At 66.6% G+C, this 20,774-nt stretch carries 14 protein-coding genes; 7 read left to right on the top strand and 7 right to left on the bottom strand.

All coding sequences use genetic code 11. The annotated features are described in order from the left end of the window. Positions 1–21: 21 nt before the first annotated feature. The 5 genes from J3474_RS06635 to J3474_RS06615 all read right to left on the bottom strand — a co-directional run bounded on the left by J3474_RS06635 (position 22) and on the right by J3474_RS06615 (position 8,240). Complete coding sequence (locus tag J3474_RS06635; protein ID WP_207093480.1) at positions 22–1,212, bottom strand: NAD(P)/FAD-dependent oxidoreductase; 1,191 nt, start codon at positions 1,210–1,212, stop codon at positions 22–24. After that, positions 1,209–2,843, bottom strand: coding sequence for an NAD(P)/FAD-dependent oxidoreductase (locus tag J3474_RS06630; protein WP_207093479.1), 1,635 nt, complete (start codon positions 2,841–2,843; stop codon positions 1,209–1,211). The genes J3474_RS06635 and J3474_RS06630 overlap by 4 nt, the downstream gene beginning before the upstream one ends. 61 nt (positions 2,844–2,904) lie before the next feature. Continuing rightward, positions 2,905–3,876, bottom strand: a complete 972-nt coding sequence (locus J3474_RS06625; RefSeq protein WP_242528222.1) for an alpha/beta hydrolase — start codon at positions 3,874–3,876, stop codon at positions 2,905–2,907. A 99-nt stretch (positions 3,877–3,975) separates the two neighbouring features. After that, positions 3,976–6,135, bottom strand: a complete 2,160-nt coding sequence (locus J3474_RS06620) for a TonB-dependent siderophore receptor (RefSeq protein WP_207093477.1) — start codon at positions 6,133–6,135, stop codon at positions 3,976–3,978. Between the two features lie 641 nt (positions 6,136–6,776). Further along, positions 6,777–8,240 (bottom strand): PLP-dependent aminotransferase family protein, encoded by a 1,464-nt coding sequence (locus tag J3474_RS06615; RefSeq protein WP_013832042.1) that lies wholly within the window; start codon positions 8,238–8,240, stop codon positions 6,777–6,779. Positions 8,241–8,457: 217 nt separating this feature from the next. Between J3474_RS06615 and J3474_RS06610 the strand changes: the two genes are divergently transcribed. Beyond that, on the top strand, positions 8,458–9,066 hold the full coding sequence (locus J3474_RS06610; protein WP_207093476.1) for an FMN-binding negative transcriptional regulator: 609 nt from the start codon (positions 8,458–8,460) through the stop codon (positions 9,064–9,066). 100 nt (positions 9,067–9,166) lie between these two features. Beyond that, the gene (locus J3474_RS06605; protein ID WP_207093475.1) at positions 9,167–12,391 is read left to right on the top strand and encodes an amidohydrolase family protein; all 3,225 of its coding nucleotides are present in this window, start codon (positions 9,167–9,169) and stop codon (positions 12,389–12,391) included. A gap of 52 nt (positions 12,392–12,443) precedes the next feature. Here J3474_RS06605 and J3474_RS22900 read toward each other — a convergent pair whose 3' ends face one another. Further along, positions 12,444–13,064 (bottom strand): carbohydrate porin, encoded by a 621-nt coding sequence (locus J3474_RS22900; RefSeq protein ID WP_256437828.1) that lies wholly within the window; start codon positions 13,062–13,064, stop codon positions 12,444–12,446. Next, a complete protein-coding gene (locus J3474_RS22895; protein ID WP_256437827.1) occupies positions 13,061–13,660 on the bottom strand; it encodes a carbohydrate porin in 600 nt (199 codons plus the stop codon). The genes J3474_RS22900 and J3474_RS22895 overlap by 4 nt, the downstream gene beginning before the upstream one ends. 195 nt (positions 13,661–13,855) lie before the next feature. On the opposite strand from J3474_RS22895, the gene J3474_RS06595 reads away from it, so the two are divergent. The 5 genes from J3474_RS06595 (at position 13,856) to J3474_RS06575 (ending at position 20,721) form a co-directional block, all read left to right on the top strand. Continuing rightward, the gene (locus tag J3474_RS06595) at positions 13,856–14,185 is read left to right on the top strand and encodes an antibiotic biosynthesis monooxygenase (protein WP_013832038.1); all 330 of its coding nucleotides are present in this window, start codon (positions 13,856–13,858) and stop codon (positions 14,183–14,185) included. After that, positions 14,182–14,577: a group II truncated hemoglobin gene (locus J3474_RS06590; RefSeq protein ID WP_086000013.1), complete on the top strand. Its 396-nt coding sequence runs from the start codon at positions 14,182–14,184 to the stop codon at positions 14,575–14,577. Before J3474_RS06595 ends, J3474_RS06590 begins: the two co-directional genes overlap by 4 nt. Before the next feature lie 325 nt (positions 14,578–14,902). Continuing rightward, positions 14,903–17,941, top strand: a complete 3,039-nt coding sequence (locus tag J3474_RS06585) for a CHAT domain-containing protein (protein ID WP_242528221.1) — start codon at positions 14,903–14,905, stop codon at positions 17,939–17,941. Positions 17,942–17,954: 13 nt separating this feature from the next. Beyond that, positions 17,955–19,991 carry an adenylate/guanylate cyclase domain-containing protein gene (locus J3474_RS06580; protein ID WP_207093474.1) on the top strand — a complete coding sequence of 679 codons (2,037 nt, stop codon included), beginning with the start codon at positions 17,955–17,957 and terminating at the stop codon, positions 19,989–19,991. Beyond that, on the top strand, positions 19,978–20,721 hold the full coding sequence (locus J3474_RS06575) for a hypothetical protein (protein WP_207093473.1): 744 nt from the start codon (positions 19,978–19,980) through the stop codon (positions 20,719–20,721). The genes J3474_RS06580 and J3474_RS06575 overlap by 14 nt, the downstream gene beginning before the upstream one ends. The last annotated feature ends 53 nt before the right edge of the window (positions 20,722–20,774 follow it).

Here is a 20,774-nt window from a genome sequence, read left to right as displayed (position 1 = left end):
CAAACGCCTAGCCCGCCGGAACTAGATCGCCAGCCCGGCCGCCCTCGCGCTCGCCCAGGCCCACTGGAAGTTGTAGCCGCCCAGCCACCCCGTGACATCGGCAGCCTCGCCGATGACGTAGAGGCCGGGCACCTTGAGCGCTTCCATGGTCTTGGACGAGATACCGCGCGTGTCGATGCCGCCGGCCGTCACTTCCGCCTTGGCGAAGCCCTCGCTGCCGTCGGGCACGAAGGGCCAGCGCGCCAGCTTCGCTTCGGCCGCGCCGAGCGCCTTGTCGGAGAGGTTGCCCAGATCGCCGGCAAGGCCGAGCCTGTCGCACAGCGCCTGGGACAGGCGATCGGGCAGGTCTTCGGATAGCAGTTTGCGCAATGTCGCCTTCGGACGATCGCGCTTCGCCTGCTTCAGCCACCCCTCCACGCGGTCCGGCACGAACTGCGTGGTCACGGTATCGCCGCGCTGCCAATAGCTGGAGATCTGCAGGATCGCAGGGCCGGAAAGGCCGCGGTGGGTGAACAGCGCCGCCTCGCGAAAGGCCGGGGCGCCCTTCCCCTTACCCTCGACACGGGCGATCACTTCGGTGGACACGCCCGAAAGCTCGCGAAACAGCGTGTCATCGCCCGGCAGGGTCAAGGGCACCAGCGCCGGACGCGGCTGCACGACCTTCAGGCCGAACTGGCGCGCCAGGTCGTAGGCGAAGCCGCTTGCGCCCATCTTCGGGATCGAGGGACCGCCGGTAGCGATCACCAGCGCAGGCGCGCTCGCCTCGCTATCGCCGTAGCGCACGCGGTAGGCGCCGTCGGCATGGTCGACGCCGCCGACGGCATCGCCGCAGTGTACCTCGACGCCGCCCTTGGCGCATTCGTCCAGCAGCATCGCTACGATCTGCCTGGCGCTCTGGTCGCAGAAGAGCTGGCCCAGCGTCTTTTCATGCCAGGCGATGCCATGGCTTTCGACCAGCGCCAGGAAATCCTGCGCGGTGTAGCGGCTGAGCGCCGACTTCGCGAAATGCGGGTTCTGCGAAAGATAGCGGTCAGGTCCGGTATGGATATTGGTGAAGTTGCAGCGCCCGCCGCCGGAAATCAGGATCTTCTTGCCCACTTGCGCGGCATGGTCGAGCAGCAGCACGCGCCGACCGCGCTGACCCGCCGTGGCAGCACAGAACAGCCCGGCCGCACCTGCGCCGAGCACGATCGCATCGTAGCTTGCGGTCACGCCGGAACCGGCTCGGACACCAGTTCGAGAGCCAGCGCCTCGGCCACGCGAATGCCGTCGACCGCGGCGCTGAGGATGCCGCCCGCATAGCCTGCACCCTCACCCGCCGGGTAGAGACCGCGGGTGTTGAGGCTCTGGTAGTCGCGACCTCGGGTAATCCGCACCGGCGAGGAGGTGCGCGTTTCGACACCGGTCATCACCACGTCGGGATGATCGTATCCCGGCACCTGTCGTCCGAACACGGGCAGCGCCTCGCGAATGGATTCGATCACATAGTCGGGCAGACACTCGCTGAGGTCGGTCAGGTGCACGCCGGGCTGATAGCTGGGCGTGACTACGCCGAAATCGGTGGAAGGCCGTCCGGCAAGGAAATCGCCGAGCTTCTGGCCCGGCGCCTTGTAGTTGGAGCCGCCCGCCTTGTAGGCCAGTTCCTCGAACTTGCGCTGGAAGGCGATGCCCGCCAGCGGATCGCCGGGATAGTCGCGCTCCGGATCGATATCGACGACGATACCCGAATTGGCGTTGAATTCGGCGCGCGAGTACTGGCTCATGCCGTTGGTGACGACACGGCCCTCCTCGGACGTGGCGGCAACGACGCGACCGCCCGGGCACATGCAGAACGAATAGACCACGCGCCCGTTCGAGCACTTGTGCGAAAGCGAATAGGCCGCCGCGCCCAGAATCTTGTTGCCCGCGCTCGGCCCGTAGCGGGCGGTATCGATCCAGCTTTGCGGATGTTCGATGCGCACACCGATGGCAAAGGGCTTCGCCTCGATATGCACGCCGCGCTCGTGCAGCTTGTAGAAGGTATCGCGCGCAGAGTGACCGACGGCCATGATCACGTGGCGTGCGGGCAGATATTCGCCATCGGACAGATGCAGGCCGACGAGGCGGCGTTCGCCGTCGGCGCCCTCTTCGATCTCGAAGTCCTCGACCCGGGTCTGGAAGCGGTACTCGCCGCCCAGCTTCTCGATCGTCTCGCGCATCGACATGACCATCGTCACCAGGCGGAAGGTGCCGATGTGGGGATGCGCCTCGGTGAGGATGTCGTCGGGCGCCCCCGCCTTGACGAATTCGGACAGGACCTTGCGGCCCAGATGGCGCTGGTCCTTGATGCGGCTGTAGAGCTTGCCATCCGAGAAGGTACCGGCACCGCCTTCGCCGAACTGCACGTTGCTTTCCGGGTTGAGGACCGAGCGGCGCCACAGACCCCAGGTATCCTTGGTCCTCTCGCGCACGGCCTTGCCGCGTTCGACGATGATCGGCCGGAAGCCCATCTGCGCCAGCACCAGCCCGGCCAGCAGGCCGCAGGGCCCCGCCCCGATCACGACCGGGCGCGGACCGTCATAGTTCGCGGGCGCATGGGTCACGAACTTGTAGGACGTGTCCGGCGTCTGCCGCACGTGCTGGTCGTCGGCGAAGCGGGCCAGCACCTCGGCCTCGTTGCGCAGCACGATGTCGAGCGAATAGACCAGCTTGATCGCGGCCTTGCGCCGGGCGTCGTTGCCGCGGCGCACGATGGTCATCCGCTCAAGATCGGCAGGATCGATGCCCAGGCGGGCGATGACGGCCTGCTCGAGCTCGGCGGAACTGTGATCGAGTGGAAGTGCCAGGTCGGATAGGCGAAGCATGGCGCCGCCTTATACGGGATAGCGCCCGTACGCCATGCCCTTGCAGCCAGTTCGCAGGATTTTAATCCAGCACTGCGGCAAGCCACTCGGATGCTTCGGCAATGGCCCTGTCGGCAATCGAGGAAATCGCCACAGCTTCCAGGAAGCTGTGCGTGGCGCCATCGTAGATCTTCAGGTGCGCCTCGACGCCCGCCGCGGTCAGGCGTTCGGCCATCAGCACATTCTCGTCCAGAAGGATGTCGCAGCGCGCGACGCACAGCCAGCTCGGCGGCAGGCCATGCAATTCGGCGTGGAAGACCCGGGCGCGCGGATCCATCCTCTCCGGTGAAAGGGCATCGGCGCCGAGGTAGCTTTCCCAGAACTCGTCCATTTCGGGACCGGTCAGCATATAGCGGTCGCCGTCGCCGTAGCGCTCGTAGCTGGCCCGCCATTCGCCGTCGAAGGCTCCGTAATTGAGGAGCAACCCGCTTGGCATCGCCGCACCGCTGTCGCGCCGGTCGATGGCCGCGGCAACCGAGAGATTGGCGCCGGCGCTGTCGCCGCCGAGAGCATATCGCGCCGGATCGAGCCCGTGGTCGGCGCCTTTCGCGGCCAGCCAGTCGAGCACTTGCGCAATGTCGTCCAGCGCGCGCGGAAAGCGGTGCTCGGGCGCCAGTGCATAGTCGATGCCGATAACAGCGCAGCCCGAGCGCGCCGCATACTCACGCATCAGGCGGTCATGCGTGTCGATGCTGAACAGGGTCCAGCCGCCGCCGTGGAGATAGACGAGCACCGGCAGGTCCGCGTCCGCCACCGGCCGGTGGATCCGGACGCGGACCTGGGACTGCCCGACGCGCAGCTCCTCGCTGGCATGCATCGCAGGGCCGCCCCGCACCCATGGCTCGCGCTGACGCTCGGCAATCGCACGCCGTTCCGGCGCGGACAGCCCGGGCCGCGAACCGAGCGCGGCCGAGGACGCGAACATGCGGTTCAGGAAGTCCCGGATCTGCGGATCGACGTCGTCGTTTTCGAACATGACCTTCTCTTGGGGCATGGCCGGAAAGTCCGGCGCTGGCCCCCTCATATCGGAAAGGATCTGCGGCCCGGCGGGAGGGAGAGGAAAGGCGCCGGGCCGCAGTCTAGGCTGGCTTCGTCAGAAGTCAGCCGAGATGGAAGCCTTGAAGGTCCGAGGCGCGCCTTGCAGCAGGGCCGAGGAGAAGGCGTCGTAGGCCGAGGCCCAGTACCGCTTGTTGGCAACGTTATCGACGTTGAAGCGCAGCGTGACGGGCACGTCTCCCGCAGCAAGGACATAGCGCGCGCCGAGGTTGAACACGGCCCAGTCCGGCAGGCGCAGCGTATTGGCCGCATCGACCCACTGCTTGCCGGTATAGATCACGCGCCCGGTCAGGGTCAGGCCCTCGATCATCGGGGTATCCCACTCGATGTTCGCGTTCGCGGTCCAATCGGGCACGCCCTTGGCATCGTTGCCCTCGGTGGCGTCGCCGGTCTTGGTCAGCTTGGCGTCATTGACCGCAAGACCCGAGATCAGGCGCAGGCCGGGGGCCAGTTCGCCGTTGAGCGTAAGCTCCATGCCGCGGTTGCGCTGCTCGCCGTTGACCGCGAAAACCAGCGTATTGTTGTCGATGTACCCGTTGGGCTTCTTGATCTGGTAGAACGCCAGGCTCACGAACATCGGGCCGATCTTGCCCTTGCCGCCGAACTCGTACTGGGTCGAGACGTAGGGCGGGAAGACTTCGCCGAAGTTGGCGGCGCCGAAGCCGGCGGTGGGCCCCTGTTGCAGCGCCTCGATCCGGTTGGCGTAGAGCGACAGCCCCTCTACCGGTTTCACGACCACGCCGACGACCGGCGTCACCTCGTCGGCATCGTAAGCCGATTCCGGCAGGCCGCCATCGTAATAGCCATAGGTCTTGATGTTGAGCGTCTGCAGACGCAGGCCGCCGGTCACGAGGATGCGATCGTCGAGGAAACCGACGGTGTCGGAGGCGAAGGCCGACCAGAGCCGCGTGCGCGAGATCGGGTAGGGATCGTTGAGATCGCCGCCGACAAGCGAGGAAGTCAGCGGATCGAGCTGCGGGGTATCGTAGAGATTGGTCGGGAAGCCGGCAAAACCGTCGCCATAGAGGAAGTCGAAGGCATTGCGGTTGACCTGCCAGCTGGCATTGCCGCCCACGACGATCTCATGCGTGACGGCGCTGCCCAGCTTGACGCGCGCGCCGACCTCGGCCGCTTCGTTATTGTCGGTGCGCGGCACGTAAAGGGCATTGCCCGAACCGTCGCCAGTGGTCGCATCGAACAGGTTGAAGCCGCCGTAGATACCGTCCTCGCTGCCGTCGCGCGCGCCGGCCTTGGCCCAGAGCGTCGCATTTTCAGCAAAGTCGTACTCGAAGTTGAAGACGCCGAAGATATCGCGCAGCTTGCTGTAGGTGTACTTCTGCGAATAGTTGGCGCTGGCCTTGGGCACCCGCGGGATGGTCGCGGTATAGATCGTCACCTTGGGGCGCAGATCGTCGACGCGCACCTTCTGGTAACCGAGGTCGAGCGAGACACGGACCGGGCCATTGGACCAGTCGAAGCCGGCGCCCAGAACGCCCGACATGCGATCCTCGCGGTCGATGCCGAGCTGGCCGTCCTGGTAGTTGCCGTTCACGCGCACGCCGAAGTCGCCGAAGCGGCGCGAGACGTCGAAGCTGCCGCCGAAGTGCGAATCCGAGGTATAGCCTGCAGTCACGCGGTTGAGCGGCGCGTCACCGGCGCGCTTGAGCAGCAGGTTGACGCTACCGCCAAGGCCCGAACCGCCCGGCGCTGCGCCATTGAGGAAGGCCGACGAGCCATTGAGCACCTGGACGCTTTCGAAAAGTTCCGGCGCAATCAGCTGGCGCGGGGTGATACCGTAGAGACCGTTGAGGCCGACGTCGTCGCCGAACAGCTCGAAGCCGCGGATGACGAAGCTTTCCGCCGCATTGCCGAACCCGTAGGTCGTGCGCACGGTCGGATCGTTCTCGAGCACTTCGCCGAGCGACTTTGGCTGCTGGTTGAGGATCAGCGTTTCATCGAAGCTGCGCACGTTGAAAGGCAGGTCTTCGGCGGCCTTGTTGCCCAGCACACCCGCCGAACCGCCGTTCTCGACGTGGGTGGCGTTGACCCGCTGTGCGGTGACGACGATTTCCCTGGAGTCCTGCGCGGCGGCCGGGCTGGCGATGGCGCAAAGCGCGGCGGCGAGGACGGTCAGGCTGCCGCGCTGCCGGAGCGCCGCGGAAACACTGGTGCGAGTGACCTCAAAATCATTCTTCATGTTAACCCCCACTGGCAAACGATCTTCGCTCTTGCGATCTGCTCGTATCGGGCGGTCCTCCCTGCGGGCCGCCACTTCGCCACAATCCCCCGGCCCATAGTCCAGCAAAACATCCAAGTTTTGCGAGTTCAGGGGACCAAAGGATCAGCCGTGGACTTTCTTCCCTCCTGACCGGGCCTCTCCGACCCGCACATTGCCCGCCGCGTCCCGATCAATCCGTGCAAGCCACGGATCGGAAACGGCAAAATCGGCGCACCGGGCTGAGACATGGATTATTGTGCAGGTTTCCTGCCGCCGATGCCGGGCCGGGCCGCACGCGCAAGATAGCATGGCATCGTGAAATGCGACATGCCGATCGGGCGGGCAGGACTGTGCATTGGCCCCGCCAGCATCACACGCCTGGCCGCACCCGTCAGCGTCAAGCGGGAATGGCCGCGGCAGCGAGAAGCGGATCGGTACAGGCCGAAAGCACACTGCTCGGCCGCCGCAAATCCCGCGCGGGAGAGGAAGGTACGGCGGCCGAGACTCCTGATCGATGCGTACCCGTCAGGCTCGTTTCTAATAGATCGCGACTAGCGCCCTATTTGTCGGCCAAAACGCCCAATTCGAAGAAATCGATGGGGCCAGATCATTCTCGCGGCTCAGTCCGCCCTGGTGGCCGCCGCGAGGGCGGCGATGGCGCGTTCGGCTTCCGCTTCGTTGAGGCTCGCAAACCCGAGCCGCATGCCCTTTGCCGCCGTATCGCGGGCCATGAACGAGCGGTGGCTGGCAAAGCGCAGGCCCTGCTCCCGCGCCCGCGCCTCGATCAGGTCAAGGTCGCCGGAAAAGCGCAGCCAGAAGGCCAGCCCGCCATCCGGGACCGCGAAACTGCAATGCTCGCCAAGATGCTCGTGCAGCAGCCTGGCAAAGGACTCGCGCCGCTCGGAATAGACCCTCCAGGCCTTGCGCGCGTGGCGACGCACCTCACCGCTGCGGATCAGTTCGGCGGCGGCATCCTCGGTCACCGTATTGCCCATGCCGTCGGTCAGCGAAACACGGTGGGCGATGGCGTCGATGACCTTTTCCGGCGCGGCCATGTAGCCGATGCGCAAGGCAGGCAGGAGCAGCTTGGACATCGATCCCAGGTAGATCACCTGGGCCGGAGCATATCCCGCCATCGGCAGCAGCGGCTGCGACTGGAAATGGAATTCGTGGTCGTAATCGTCCTCGATGATCGCCACCCCGAACTGGCGGGCGAGATCGAGGAGCTGCAGGCGCCGCTCGGGCCGCAGCGCGACCGTCGTCGGGAACTGGTGGTGCGGCGTCAGGAAGATCGCGCGCACCGCATGGCGGCGGCAGCATTCCTCCACTTCCGCCACGTTGATGCCCTCCTCGTCGAGACCGACCGGGATGACCTTGCCGCCCAGCGCCCGGATCGCGGCGACGGCGGGCTCGTAAGTCAGTTCCTCGACGATCACCGTATCGCCCGGCTCGATCAGCACCTGCAGCGCCAGGAACAGGCCGTTCTGGCTGCCGCGGGTGATGCAGATGTTCTCCATCGAGACCGGCAGGCCGCGCTGGGTGCGCAGCATTTCGGCCACTTGTTCGCGCAGGCCTTCCGATCCACGCGGGTCGCGGTACTGCAGACGGTTCGAGCGTGAAGCCCGGCTGATCGCCGAGCGATAGGCGCGGGCAAGCTGGTCGGCGGGAAACAGCCGCCCGTCGGGTGCACCTTCGTCGAGCTTGATGCCCTTGCCGCCGGGCAGGGCAAGCGGCCGGTCCGGCGCCTCGGCAAAGCGGTAAAGGGCCTGATCGAACCTGGCCCCGGCTTCGACCGAAGGTTCTCCCGATGGGCTGCTGGGCAGCGAGCGCGAGACCATGGTCCCGCGCGTGCCCTCGGTCGATAGCCAGCCCTGCGCGATGAGATCCTCGTAGGCGAGGACGACGGTCTTGCGATTGACGCCGAGCGCGCCGGCCAGTTCGCGGCTGCTGGGCAGGAACGTGCCGGAAGTCAGGCGCCCGGTCTCGATGTCCCGGATCAGGGCATGGATGATCTGCATGTAGATCGGCGTCCCGCGTTCGGGATCGATCCGTTCACTCAAGGTAACCTGCCAGGGCCGCAGCATGTTTTCAGTCTCCCGTGGGCGTGCTTCACGCTCCCTCCACACCGCCTGCCTAACAGGCGCCAGCGCATTGGACCATAGAGATATTCTGTATTGGCACTTGTGCTGGACCAGACCGAAGATGATCAAGGACCCTCGGGTACGACTATGGGGGCATGAAAATGGGCGCAGACTGGACCGCGCGCACGAGACAGGACGGCATGAAACGGATCGCAGGCCCATGCTGAACCCGGCATTCGACCGATACAGGCATGAGGACATACGGCGACTGATCGCCGAATATCCGCTCGCCTGGGTGCTTTGCCCGGGCGCGCCCGCGGCATCGGCCAGTCTGCTGCCGATGCTGGGGACTTATGACGAGGATGGCGCGCTCACCGGCCTTGTCGGCCACATGTCGCGCCGCAACCCGCTGCACGCGCTGTTCGCGCAAGGTGGCAAGGCGCAGTTCCTGTTCACCGGCCCGCAGGCCTATGTCTCTGCCGAACATGCCGGTCGCCGCAAGTGGGGTCCGACCTGGAACTACGCGCAGGCGCGCATCGAGGCCGATGTGCGCATCGACGAAGCGTTGACCGCAGGGGCCGTCGCCCGTCTCGTCGCCGCTTGCGAGGAAGGGCGCGAGAAGCCCTGGGACGTGGCCGAACTGGAAGAACGCTACGCCGGCATGCTTGGCATGATCATCGGTTTCGAAGCGCGCGTTACCTCGCTCGATGCGACCTTCAAGCTGGGGCAGGACGAAAGCCCGGAAGTGCTGGAGACCATCCTTGCCAGCCATCCGGACGCCGATTTGCGCAACTGGATGGAGGCGTTCAACCGGGATCGGCGCAAGTGAGCCGCAAAAGTTACTTCCTCACCCATTGCCCTGGCCCGGGAGCGGCGGCCATACCGATATAACACCGCAGCGGTCTGCCGGGCCGCCACGACACGGGGACATGATGCGAAAAGCACTCGCCGCAGCACTGCTTGTCACGGCACTGAGCCTTCCCGGCGCAGGGCTGGCGGACCTTCCGCTCAAGCCCGAGCGGGTGCTTACGCTCCACCCGGAGCGCACCACATGGTCCTCGGTAACGGTCTCGCCCGATGGCCGCACGCTCGTCTTCGACGTGCTCGGCGATCTCTACACGATGCCGGCCAGCGGCGGGAAAGCGCGGCAGCTAAGCGAAGGCCTTGCCTTCGATGCCCAGCCCACCTTCTCGCCCGACGGGCAATGGATCGCCTTTACCAGCGACCGCAGCGGGTCCGAGAACATCTGGATCGCACGCACCGATGGCTCGCAGGCCCGGCGCATTTCCGCCTTCGACGACGATACCGCGATGGCCTCGCCGACGTGGAGCGCTGACGGCAGGACTGTCTTTGCCAGTCGCTACCGACCCGACCTCAACAATTACGAGTTCTGGCAGTTTCCCCTGACCGGCGCGGCGAGCCTGCTCGAACCGATCAAGCCGGCCAGGGACGCGCCGCGCTCGGCCTGGCGGTCCACGCTCGGCGCGGCTGCGTCGCCCGATGGTCGATACCTCTACTATGCACGCCGGATCGACGGGCTGGAATTCGACGTCCCGACGAAGTGGACGATCCTGCGCCGCGACCTTGCCACCGGCAAGGAAGTGGAAGTGATCGCCGGGTCGGGCGGACGCGGAACGGGGGAAGAAACCTTCTTCGCGCCGCATGTCTCGCCGGACGGAACCCGGCTCGCCTATGTCACCCGGCGCGAAGGGCGCAGCTTGCTGCGACTGCGCAATCTGGAAACCGGCGAGGACGCGGCGCTGGGCGAAACCGAGCTGGACGCGCTGCAGGCGTCTTCATGGCAGGGCATGGTCCCGGGCATGGCCTTTACGCCCGGGGGGGACGCCCTGATCCTCAGCCATGGGGGCCGGTTCGAACGGCGCGAGCTTGCCGATGGCAGCAGCCGGGGAATCGAGCGCAAGCTGACCGCACGCGTCGCTCTTGGCCTGTCCACGCGCTTTGCGATCCACGAGCCGACCGGGCCGGTCGAGGCGAAGCTGGCGATGGCTGCATTGCCCTCGCCAGACGGGCAGCGGATTGCCTTTGCCGCGCTGGGATCGCTGTGGGTGCAGGATCTCGGCGGCAAGATCGCACGGCGCCTGCCGTTCGATGGCGAAAGCCCGGCGCAGATGGCCTGGTCGCCCGATGGCAGAACCCTGACTTTCGTCACCTGGTCCGAGGCCGAAGGGGGCGCCGTGTGGACCATGCCTGCCGGCGGCAGCGGTACAGCTACGCGGCTGACCCGGTTCCCTGCATATTTCCGTTTCCCTGTCTTTACGCCTGACGGAAAACACCTGCTCGTCCTGCGCTCCTCGCTGGAGGAGCGGCGGCAGACAAACTTCGAATTCGGCTCCTTGCGCAAGAGCGAACTGATCGAGTTGAACGCCGACGGCAGCGGCCTGCGCCTCGTCGCACAGGGCGACTTCGGGGCGCGGCCGCACTTTGCGCGGACCGCCCCCGGCAGCGTCTTCCTGCTCGATGCAGGCGGACTTGCCCGGGTCGACATCGGCACGGGCAAGGTCACACCCGTCGCCCATGTCACCGGACCGGCGTACTACTTCGTCGAAGGCAACGCCGACGCCGACGACATGCGCATCAGCCCCGATGGCAGCCATGTCGCGGCGATGATCGCGAACCGCCTCTACGTGCTGCCCACGCCCATCGATCCGGCAAAGGAAGTGGACCTCACCGCCGCCGACAGCCCCGCGCATGTCCTGCCCGGCATGGGCGTCGACTGGTTCGAATGGAGCGGGGACCGCAGCATCGACATGGTCAGCGGCACCCTGTTCACCCGCCGCGAGGCAGCAGGCGGCAGCGAACTGGCCGCCATGCGTCTTGAAGCGAGCCTGCCGCGCGCCGTGCCGCAGGGATCGATCCTGCTGCGCGGCGCCACCGTCCTCACCATGGCGCAGGGCGACAGGGCTATCGAGAACGCCGATGTCCTCGTGAGCGGAGACCGCTTCGTGCAGGTCGGTCCGCGCGGCAGCTTCGATGTTCCCCCAGGCACCGCTATACGCGACGTTTCGGGCAAGTTCGTCGTGCCCGGGTACATCGATGTCCACGACCACATCGGCTCGATCCGACGCAACAACCCGGCACGCGAGCTGTGGGGGATGCGCGCGAGACTGGCCTACGGCGTCACCACCAGCTTCGACCCCTCGACGCTGTCGGTCGACCACCTCGACTACGAAGGCATGGTCGATGCCGGACTCATCCTCGCCCCGCGCATGCGCTCGACCGGAACGGCGGTGTTCTCACGCCAGCGCATCGCCTCTCTTGGCGATGCCCGGCGCGTTCTTTCGCGCTATTCGCAGGGCTATCGTCTTTCGAACCTCAAGGAATACCGCACCGGGAAACGCGAAGTGCGCCAATGGGTGGCGATGGCCGCGCGCGAGCAGCACCTGCTGCCCACCACCGAAGGCGCGCTTTCGCTCAAGCTCGACCTGACGCAGATCCTCGATGGCTATGCGGGCAACGAACACGCCCTGCCCGCCCCGCAACTGGGTGACGACCTGATCCAGGTCCTCGTTGCCCAGCGCACAAGCTACACCACGACCCTGAGCATCACCAACAGCGGCTCACCGGCGATGGACTGGTTCATCGCCCACGACGATCCGGTGGTCGATGCCAAGATCCGCCGGTTCTGGTCGCCCAGCGCCATTCGCCAGAAGCTCACCAGCGGGCGCGACTTTCATCCCCTCGGGGAAACCCGCTTCCGCGAGATCGCGCGCGATGCGGCAACGCTGGCCAAGGCAGGTGGGCTCGTCGGCATGGGCTCGCACGGAGAGGCCCCGGGCATCGGCTATCACTGGGAAATGGAAGCGCACGCGCTGGGCGGGATGACGCCCGAAGCGGTGCTGCACGCGGCGACTGCGGGCTCTGCCGAGACGATCGGGCGACTTGCCGATCTCGGAACGATCGAGCCGGGCAAGCTGGCCGACCTCGTGGTGCTCGACGCCGACCCGCGCCGCGACATCCGCAATGCCCGCGCCATCGATGCCGTCATGCGCGGCGGCTTCCTTTACGATGGCGACACGCTGCGCCCGCTATGGCCGAAGGCCGGCGAAGCGCCGCATGCCTGGTTCGAAGGGATGGACGCGGAACAGTGGCTGCCCCTGCCCGAACCCCAGCGCCCGGACGAACCGGAGCACTGAGAAAGCACTGAGAAGGAGCATCCACCGGTCGCGGCCGCGCGGCGCGGCGGCGTCAGATGCTCAATGTCACCCGCAGACCCGCGGCCAGTGCGTCTTCCACTCCGGGCGCGGCGCCGGGATCGATGACGTATTGCAGGTCTGGCTGAATGCTGAGCCATGGCGTTAGCGCCTTGGCGACGGTGAGTTCCAGCGCCGTCTCGGCGCGCCTCGAAGCCACTGCCTTGCGGTAATCGGCGGAAGTACGCGCATGGGCAATGGCCGCGCCGAGTTGCCAGTCGCCGGGCAGGTCCAGCGTGAACCCGCCTGAAAGGAACGTGCCGAAGGGATTGACCGCGCCGCTCGCCACCCCGCCGCGCGCGAAAGCGCTGAGCTTGTGATCGGCATTCTCGGACAGGACCATTTCGCCTCGCAGATAGGCGCCCCGGCTCTTTGCCTTGCCCGATCCATCGTGCGTGTCGAAGCTGGCAGTGTATCCCCAGGCCCCTGCCAGAATGCGCACAGGCCCCTTCGACCAGTCCGCCTCGCCGATCAGCAGCGCGCCGTCGCCATGACCCAGCTCGATCGCGGTGCGCTTGGGATGATCGGGATCGCCCGGCACGCCGTCGAGCGCGGCAAAGCGCACGGTCAGCCCCTCGCCCACATCGGCCTGAACCCGTAGCGCCAGGCTCGTCACCGGCAAATCGATGGGCCGCTTTCGCCCGACTGGCTGATGTCCGTACCGATCCCATGGGCGCTGCCGATGAACAGGGCCCCGGTGTCGAGCGCATCGAATTCCGAATTGAGATCGTAGAGCCCGACCTTCACCGAAGCGCCCGGCGCAATGTCCTGCTCGACCCATGCCTCGTAGAGGCGCAGGGCCCGCACGCCGGTCTCGATATTGCTGACAACCTGGGCATCCCCGGTCAGTTCGCTGAGCGAGCGCCCGTTGTTATACAGAACGTATCCGAAGACCCGGGCGCCTTTCCAGCCCACGGCGGCGTCGAGATCGAGCTCGGCCGTGACGTCCAGATTGTCGAGATAACGCCAACCGCTGCCGATCCCGCCCGAATTGTGCCAGACATCGGCGGTATAGGCCGCGGCGATGTCCAGCGGCGCCTCGGTGCGCTTCATCCGTTCGGCTTCGCCTTGCCGCCGCTCCGAGGTGGTCTGCACCGGATGGCCCGGGTCCATTTCCTGCGCCCCGGTCTTTTCAGGCACGGCAAACAAGGCGGCGAACGCTGCAGCGCCTGTCCAGCAGGCACGTCTTTCGAGGAATGAAGTCTCAGGCATACCGCAATGGCTACTTCTTATGCTGGAACGTGAAACATCCAAGATTTTCGCAAAGCGATGGTCCAATCACCGTGCCGTCGCTCGGACCTCGAAGCCGGGTCTTGCACGATTGCAGCCCGCCGCACAGACTGCACGCTCGCCTTTTCGGTGCCGTTGGCTTAAGCGCGCCGCACGAACCTGCAGGAGGACACCGTCATGTTCATCGCGATGAACCGCTTCCAGGTCATCCGGGGCGAGGAAGAAGGCTTCGAGACCATGTGGAAGAGCCGCGAGAGCTTCCTTCATGAAGTGCCCGGCTTCGTCGCCTTCCATCTGCTTCGTGGCCCCCAGGGCGAAGACCACACCCTCTATGCCACGCATACCGTCTGGCAATCGAAGGCGGACTTCGAAGGCTGGACCCGTTCGGAAGCATTCCGCAAGGCGCATGCCGGGGCGGGTTCCGCCAAGCCGCGCTACCTGGGCCCACCGCGTTTCGAGGGATTCGAGGCGATCCAGACCCTTGATGCCGATGGAGTGATCAGCTGAGCGAGGCCCCCCTCTTCCAGCGCATCGGCGGCGGCGACACCATCGACCGCCTCGTCGACAGTTTCTATGGCCGCATGGAACGGCTCGAAGAGGCGCGAACAATCCGCGCCATGCACCGCGAGGACCTTGAACCGAGCCGATCGATCCTCAAGCGCTACCTGACCGAATGGCTTGGCGGACCGCCTGCCTACTCGAGCGAGCGCGGTCATCCACGCATGCGCATGCGGCACATGCATGTCCCGATCGACAGCGCCGCGCGCGATGCCTGGCTGCTGTGCATGCGCGGGGCGCTCGACGAAACCGTATCGGGCGAGGCCGAGCGCACCGCGATCTACGAAGCGATGGCCAAGCTGGCCGACTGGATGCGAAATACCGACGATTCGCCGGCTTGACGCAGTTTCAGGCCATGGCCGGAATAGGCGCAACGATTCCAGAAAATGATGCTTAACACGCGGATAACTTGTCGATTGCGCGCACCTGCGTGCTTTTTGCGCTAGTACAACAGAGATGCAAGCGCGCAGCAGGTGATAAAAATCACTTATTACCGGGCTTTAACAAATAGCGTGTTGCGGTCTACAATGCATCGCACTTATTGGCCACGAGGCTCGGCGCAAGGGGTTACGCCGCGACTGGTCAAGTTCCGCATCAAGTCTTCGGTGCGGAAATACATGGCGAATATATTGGGGGGATATTGAGGTGCGTACGTTTCGGTCGATCTTGGCTGTCGCTGCACTCGCCGTCCCGGCTGGTGCCTCCGCGGCTTCGCCAGCCCCGCTTCGCCCTTCGGCGGAGGAAAGCTTCCCGATCGGCAATGCCGGGCCGGCCTGCGAAGTCCAGGGCACGGCGATGGGCGACCAGCGCCGCTCCGTGTTCGACCGCAAGTGGATGATCCTGTGCGCAGACGTGTCCCGCGCCGTGGGCACCGCCTATACCTTCCGCGACAAGTCCGACGCCATCCAGCGCGCGGCTGCCGGACGCACGGAGAAGCTGGTTTGCCCCGCAGGCAGCGATGCGCCGGGCGCGCAGGGCCTTACCTGCACGGACAGCCAGTCCGGCCTTGAATGGCGTATCTACATCCAGGAGACGGAGCGCGGTACCGTCGCGGTCGAAGGGCTGGCCGCATACGATGACGCGCTGCGTCTGACGCTGCGCTCCCTTGTTGCGGACCGCGTCGTCGAAGGACCGATCTCGATTGCCAACCTTGCAGCCAGCGACGGCCTGAGCCTTGCCCGCGCCCGCGCCGAGAACAGCGATCCCGGCCTGCTTCTCGGCCAGGGGTATCGCGGCAACAGCGCCGGCTCCTATGCCGAAGCGGCCGAATTCTTCGCCGCAGCCCCGGCGATCCTGGCCGATACCACGCAGGACGGCGCCGTATCGCACGAGGCACAGATCCACGAAGCGCTGGTCAACCGGGCTCTGCAGCTGTCCAACCTCGGCGCTTTCGGCCAGGCCCGGCGCAATTTCGCCGAGGCGCAGGGCATGGACCTGCGCGATCCGGTCCAGACGCGCCTCGCCCGCAACTACGCCGCCATCGATGCGCTCAACCGCGGCGCCCCGCAGGAAGCGCTGGAGATCCTGTCGCGGGAAGTCCCGCCCTTCACGCCCACCGTCACGGCTGATGGCGCCCTGAGCATCGACCGGCAGACGGCGGCAAGCCTCAACGGGGCAGCAGGCGCAAGCCTGACCGCACTGCTCGGCCAGCCGACCCGCCTTTCGCCGCAGGACCGCGCCGCCGTGATCGATGCGCAGGCCCTGCAACTTCGCGGCACAGCGCTGCGCCTGAACGGCAAGCCCGACGAAGCGCGCGAGGCGCTCGCCCGGGCTTATGCCGATGCGATGAAAGTGCAGGACGGCCGGATCATCTCGATCACCCGCCTGCGCGCGCAGATCATGTCCGAACTCGCACTCGGCTACGAGGCACAGGGGCGCTTTGGCGAGGCCGAGAGCAACCTTCGCGGCGCACTCGAGCTTGTCGAGACGACCTATCCGGACAGCGCCTCGGTCCATGTCGTGAGCGCCCGCCTCGCGGGCTTCCTCGCCCGGCGCGGCAAGGCCGACGAAGCGCTGGCGATCTATCGCGGCGTCATCGCCGACGTCGAGCGCGACCAGGGCGTGCTGGTCGGCATGGAACACCTCATGCGACCCTACTTCGATCTGCTGGCCGGCGAGGCCACGCAGGATCCGGCAAGGGTCGAGGAACTGTTCACGGCCAGCCAGTTGCTGCAGCAGCCCGGCGCGGCGGAAACGCTGACGCAGCTTTCCCGCCAGCTGGAAGGCGGCTCGGACGATGCCGCCGGCCTCTATCGCCGCTCGCTCGGCATTTCGCGCGAACTGGAGCGCACCCGCGTCGAGATCGCGCGTCTCACCGCCGCGCAGCAGCCGGGCGAGACCGATGCGCGGATCGACGCCCTGCGGGCCCGGCGCGACCAGCTTGCCGGCGCGCAGCTCGAAGCGATGGACGCGCTCGCCAAGTTCCCGCGCTATCGCGCCGTCGCGCAGCGCACGGCAACGGTGGAGCAGTTGCGCGCCTCGCTCAGGCCGGGTGAAGGCTACTTCAAGCTGGCCCAGCTGGCCGGTTCGCTTTACGGCGTTCTCATCACCCCAACGCAGGCGCGCGGCTGGAAAGTCGCGATGAGCGCGCAGGAGGCCGAGGACGCGGTCGACACCTTGCGCGATTCCATCTCGCTCACGATCAACGGGGTACAGTCCACCTACCCCTTCGACATCGACACCGCGGTCAGCCTCGACACGGCTCTGCTCGGCCCCGCGCGCGTCGAGATCGCCTCGCTTTCGCACCTGATCTTCGAACCGGCAGGCGCGATGCTCAAGCTGCCGATCAACCTGCTGACCGACGATGCCGGGGGCGTTGCCGCCTACCATGCCAGGGTAAAGGCCGGGGGCGACGAGTACGACTTCACCGGGATCGACTGGCTTGGCCGCGATCGCGAGGTGTCGACCGCGCTGTCCGCCGCCAGCTTCCGCGATGCCCGCGCCGCACCGCGATCGGCGGCCAAGAAGGAATACCTGGGCCTGGGCAACAATGTCCCGCTCGGCCCGGTCAGCGTGCGCCCCGGCATCCGCTCGGGCGAAGGGGTGGCCATCGATGCCGACTGCACCTGGCCGCTCTCGACCTGGAACCAGCCGATTTCCCCGCGCGAACTGAACGAGGCAGCGAGCCTGCTTTCGGGCAGTACCGACCTGATGACCGGCGCGAATTTCACCGACGAGGCGATCATGGCCCGGCCGGACCTCGGCGCCTTCCGCATCGTCCATTTCGCCACCCACGGCCTTGTCACAGCCCCGCGCGTCGGTTGCCCGGTACGCCCGGCCCTGCTCACTTCCTTCGGCGATTCCCGGTCGGACGGACTGCTCTCCTTCCGCGAAATCTTCGACCTGCATCTCGACGCCGACCTCGTGATCCTCTCGGCCTGCGACACGGCAGCGGGCGCGGGTCTGGAGGCGACGCGCGAAGCCGGCCTTGCCACTGGCGGGGGCGAGGCGCTCGACGGCCTCGTGCGCGCCTTCATCGCGGCGGGCGGACGGCAGGTGATCGCCAGCCACTGGCCCGCACCCGACGATTTCGACGCGACCGAGCGGCTGTTCAACGGCTTCTACAAGGCCAAGAACGCCTCGATCGGCAATGCCCTGCGTACCTCGCAGACAAGCCTGATGGACGATCCGCTGACCTCGCATCCCTACTACTGGGCAGGTTTCGCCATCGTCGGCGACGCGGCGCGGCCGGTCCCGGCGCACTGAGCGCGGCACGGCCATGGCAAGCACTCCCGACACAACGGCCCAGCCCCCCACCGCCACCCTGCTGCGCAAGGGCTGGCGCAAGGTGCGCGCAGCCAGCAAGCGGCAGATGGCCGCGACCGTGATGCTGGTATTGGTCGGGGTGATCCTGGCCCGCTTCAGCTGGAACATTCCGGTCGTCGGCGATGCCGAGGATTCGCTTTACGACTTGCGCAGTTTCGTCATGGCCCCGCAGGTCGACCAGGACCAGCGCATCCAGATCGTCGCCTATACCGACCAGACCCTGATCAACGCCAAGAAGCGCTCGCCGCTCGATCGCGGCATGCTTGCCGCGGCGCTGCGCACGCTCGACGCGATGGGCGCCAAGGCCATCGGCATCGACATCCTCTTCGACCAGCCGCAGGACGAGGACGCGCAGCTCGTCCAGACCCTGCGGGCGATGCGTACGCCCACGTTCGTCGCCTATGCCGATCAGGCAACGAACAAGGACGACATCAACTACGAGCAGCAACAGTACCTGAAGAGCCTGCTCGGCCAGCTCAAGGGCAGCAATGCGCATCCGGCCAGCATCCGCCTGAGCAACTACCAGGGCGCGACGCGCGTCTGGCCTTCGCTCGAACCGGGCCTGCCGCAGCTTCTCGGACGCGCCATGGTCGCCGCGGGCGGCACCGGGCAGGAAAAGGCCTTCGCCGGATATACCGGATCGATCCGCTATCGCCGCGCGAACAGCGATGCGCCGGTCTTCTCGTCCATCCCCATCGACCTGTTCGCCTCGCTCGACGATCCCGAAATGGCCGCCGCCTTCGCCGCGCAAGTCGAAGGGCGCTACGTGCTGATCGGCGGCCAGATCATCGATACCGACCAGGTCACCACCACCCTCACCAGCTATACCGGCACCACCGTACCCGGGATCGAGGTCCATGCGGCAATGATCGCGCAGATGCTCGACGGCGCGCACCGCACCCCCGTCACCGGGTGGGAACGCTGGGCGGTCGGGCTCATCTTCGTCTTTGCTGCGTCGCTGACCGCACTGCTGGACGGACGGACCTGGAAGATCGTTCCGCTGTTCATCCTCCAGTTGGCGATGATGATCGGCCTGCCCTTCTACCTGGAAGCCTCAGGAGTAGAGACTTACGGCACCCCCGCCTTCGGCTGGATCGCCGGCTGGATACTTGCCTTCATCGGCGTATCCAGCGCGGTGCGCGCGTCGGGCGCGGTCGAGCGCCGCTTCGCACAGGGCGCGCTGGGCAAGTACCTGCCGGCCGACATTGCGCAGGAAATCATCGACAACCCGGAACGGCTGACCCTCTCGGGCAGCAAGCGCGAACTCTACATCCTGTTCAGCGATCTCGAGGGCTTCACCAAGCTGTCCCACCAGCTCGAGCCGGAAGTCGTCGCCAAGCTGCTCAACGAATATCTCGACAAGCTGACCACGGTCGTCCTCGAGCATGGCGGGATCGTCGACAAATACGTGGGCGATGCCGTGGTCGCCTTCTGGGGGGCGCCCATCGCCAGGCCGGACGATGCCCAGAAGGCCGCGAAATGCGCGTATGCCATGTGGCAGGCGGGCGAGGAATTCCGCAAGTCAGTCGATCCATCGCTGCCGCCGATCGGCCGCACCCGCGTCGGCCAGCATTTCGGCGAGGCGGTGGTCGGCAACTTCGGCGGCGAGCGGCGCATCCAGTACACCGCACTGGGCGATGCGATGAACACGGCCGCCCGCCTAGAATCCGCAAACAAGAGTTTGGGGACCTCGGTCGTCGCCAGCGGCGAATTCGCGGAGCGTTCGGGCCTCGACTGGTGGCGCCCGCTGGGCCGCGTCGTCCTGCGCGGCCGGGCCAAGCCGGTCGACATCTTCGAGCCTGCCCCCGATTTTCCTGCCGCCGATCGCGAAGCGCTGGCCGATGCCGTCGCCCTGATCGACAGCGACCCGGCCGCCGCCGCGGACCGCATCGACGCGCTTGCCAGTGCCCACCCGGAGGATCCGGCCTTGCGCAATCTCTCGGAACGAACCCGTAAACTTGAAGGGAACAAGGCCTATGTCCTCGGATAAGCGCCACTACGCCGCCCGCGCCGCACTGCGCGGCATGACCGCCATCGCCCTGATGGCCCTTCCGGCCACCGCGATGGCCGGCATCGTCGTCGCCTCCAGCGGCCCCTCGGCAAAGTCCTACCCGCCGGGCACCAAGCTGCCCGACGACGGCGAAATCACGCTCAAGGCATCGGACAGCGTGACCATCCTCGACAAGCGCGGCACCCGCGTCCTGCGCGGGGCCGGCACCTTCCCGGTCGGCTCCACCGCCGGCCCCAGCCGCACGACGACTTTTGTCGCGCTGACCACCCAGCGCAGCGCCAGCCGGGTGCGTACCGGGGCCGTTCGCGGCAGCGGTCCGGACGGCAAGCCCCTGCGCCCCAACCTGTGGTATGTCGATGTCACCAGCCCCGGCCCGGTCTGCGTGGTCGATCCGGCCGAAGTGCGCGCCTGGCGGCCCAGCAACGAGGGCGACGAAAGCTACAGCGTCAAGCCGGCCGGCGGCGGCAGCGCCACGACGCTTGCCTTCCAGACCGGCTCGATGGTCGCGCCCTGGGAAGTCGCGATGCCAGTGACCGACGGGGCATCCTACGTCATTTCGCGCAGGGGCCAGTCGGATGTGGAAGTGACCTTCGAACTGCTGCCACAGTTGGACTACGCACCCGAAGACCTTGCCGAGGCACTTCTGGCCAAGGGCTGCGAGAGTCAGGTTTCACTGCTGGCAAGCTCGCTGGTCCTGCCGACCGACTGAGCACGCGGCACACAGGGGTAAGGGGGTCCCGGCCGGGGCCCTGACACGAAGGA

The organism is Novosphingobium sp. PY1 (assembly GCF_017312445.1).
In the GTDB taxonomy this organism is placed as follows: domain Bacteria; phylum Pseudomonadota; class Alphaproteobacteria; order Sphingomonadales; family Sphingomonadaceae; genus Novosphingobium.
The sequence above is the reverse complement of the archived record's forward strand: the minus strand, read 5'-3'. Positions and strand labels throughout refer to the sequence as shown.

Bases quoted from the DNA above. Each gene is read 5' to 3' on its own strand.
- J3474_RS06630 (WP_207093479.1), bottom strand. From the start codon at position 2,843: ATGCTTCGCCTATCCGACCTGGCACTTCCACTCGATCACAGTTCCGCC.
- J3474_RS06625 (WP_242528222.1), bottom strand. From the start codon at position 3,876: ATGCCCCAAGAGAAGGTCATGTTCGAAAACGACGACGTCGATCCGCAG.
- J3474_RS06620 (WP_207093477.1), bottom strand. From the start codon at position 6,135: ATGAAGAATGATTTTGAGGTCACTCGCACCAGTGTTTCCGCGGCGCTC.
- J3474_RS06615 (WP_013832042.1), bottom strand. From the start codon at position 8,240: ATGCTGCGGCCCTGGCAGGTTACCTTGAGTGAACGGATCGATCCCGAA.
- J3474_RS06610 (WP_207093476.1), top strand. From the start codon at position 8,458: ATGCTGAACCCGGCATTCGACCGATACAGGCATGAGGACATACGGCGA.
- J3474_RS06605 (WP_207093475.1), top strand. From the start codon at position 9,167: ATGATGCGAAAAGCACTCGCCGCAGCACTGCTTGTCACGGCACTGAGC.
- J3474_RS22895 (WP_256437827.1), bottom strand. From the start codon at position 13,660: ATGCCTGAGACTTCATTCCTCGAAAGACGTGCCTGCTGGACAGGCGCT.
- J3474_RS06595 (WP_013832038.1), top strand. From the start codon at position 13,856: ATGTTCATCGCGATGAACCGCTTCCAGGTCATCCGGGGCGAGGAAGAA.
- J3474_RS06580 (WP_207093474.1), top strand. From the start codon at position 17,955: ATGGCAAGCACTCCCGACACAACGGCCCAGCCCCCCACCGCCACCCTG.
- J3474_RS06575 (WP_207093473.1), top strand. From the start codon at position 19,978: ATGTCCTCGGATAAGCGCCACTACGCCGCCCGCGCCGCACTGCGCGGC.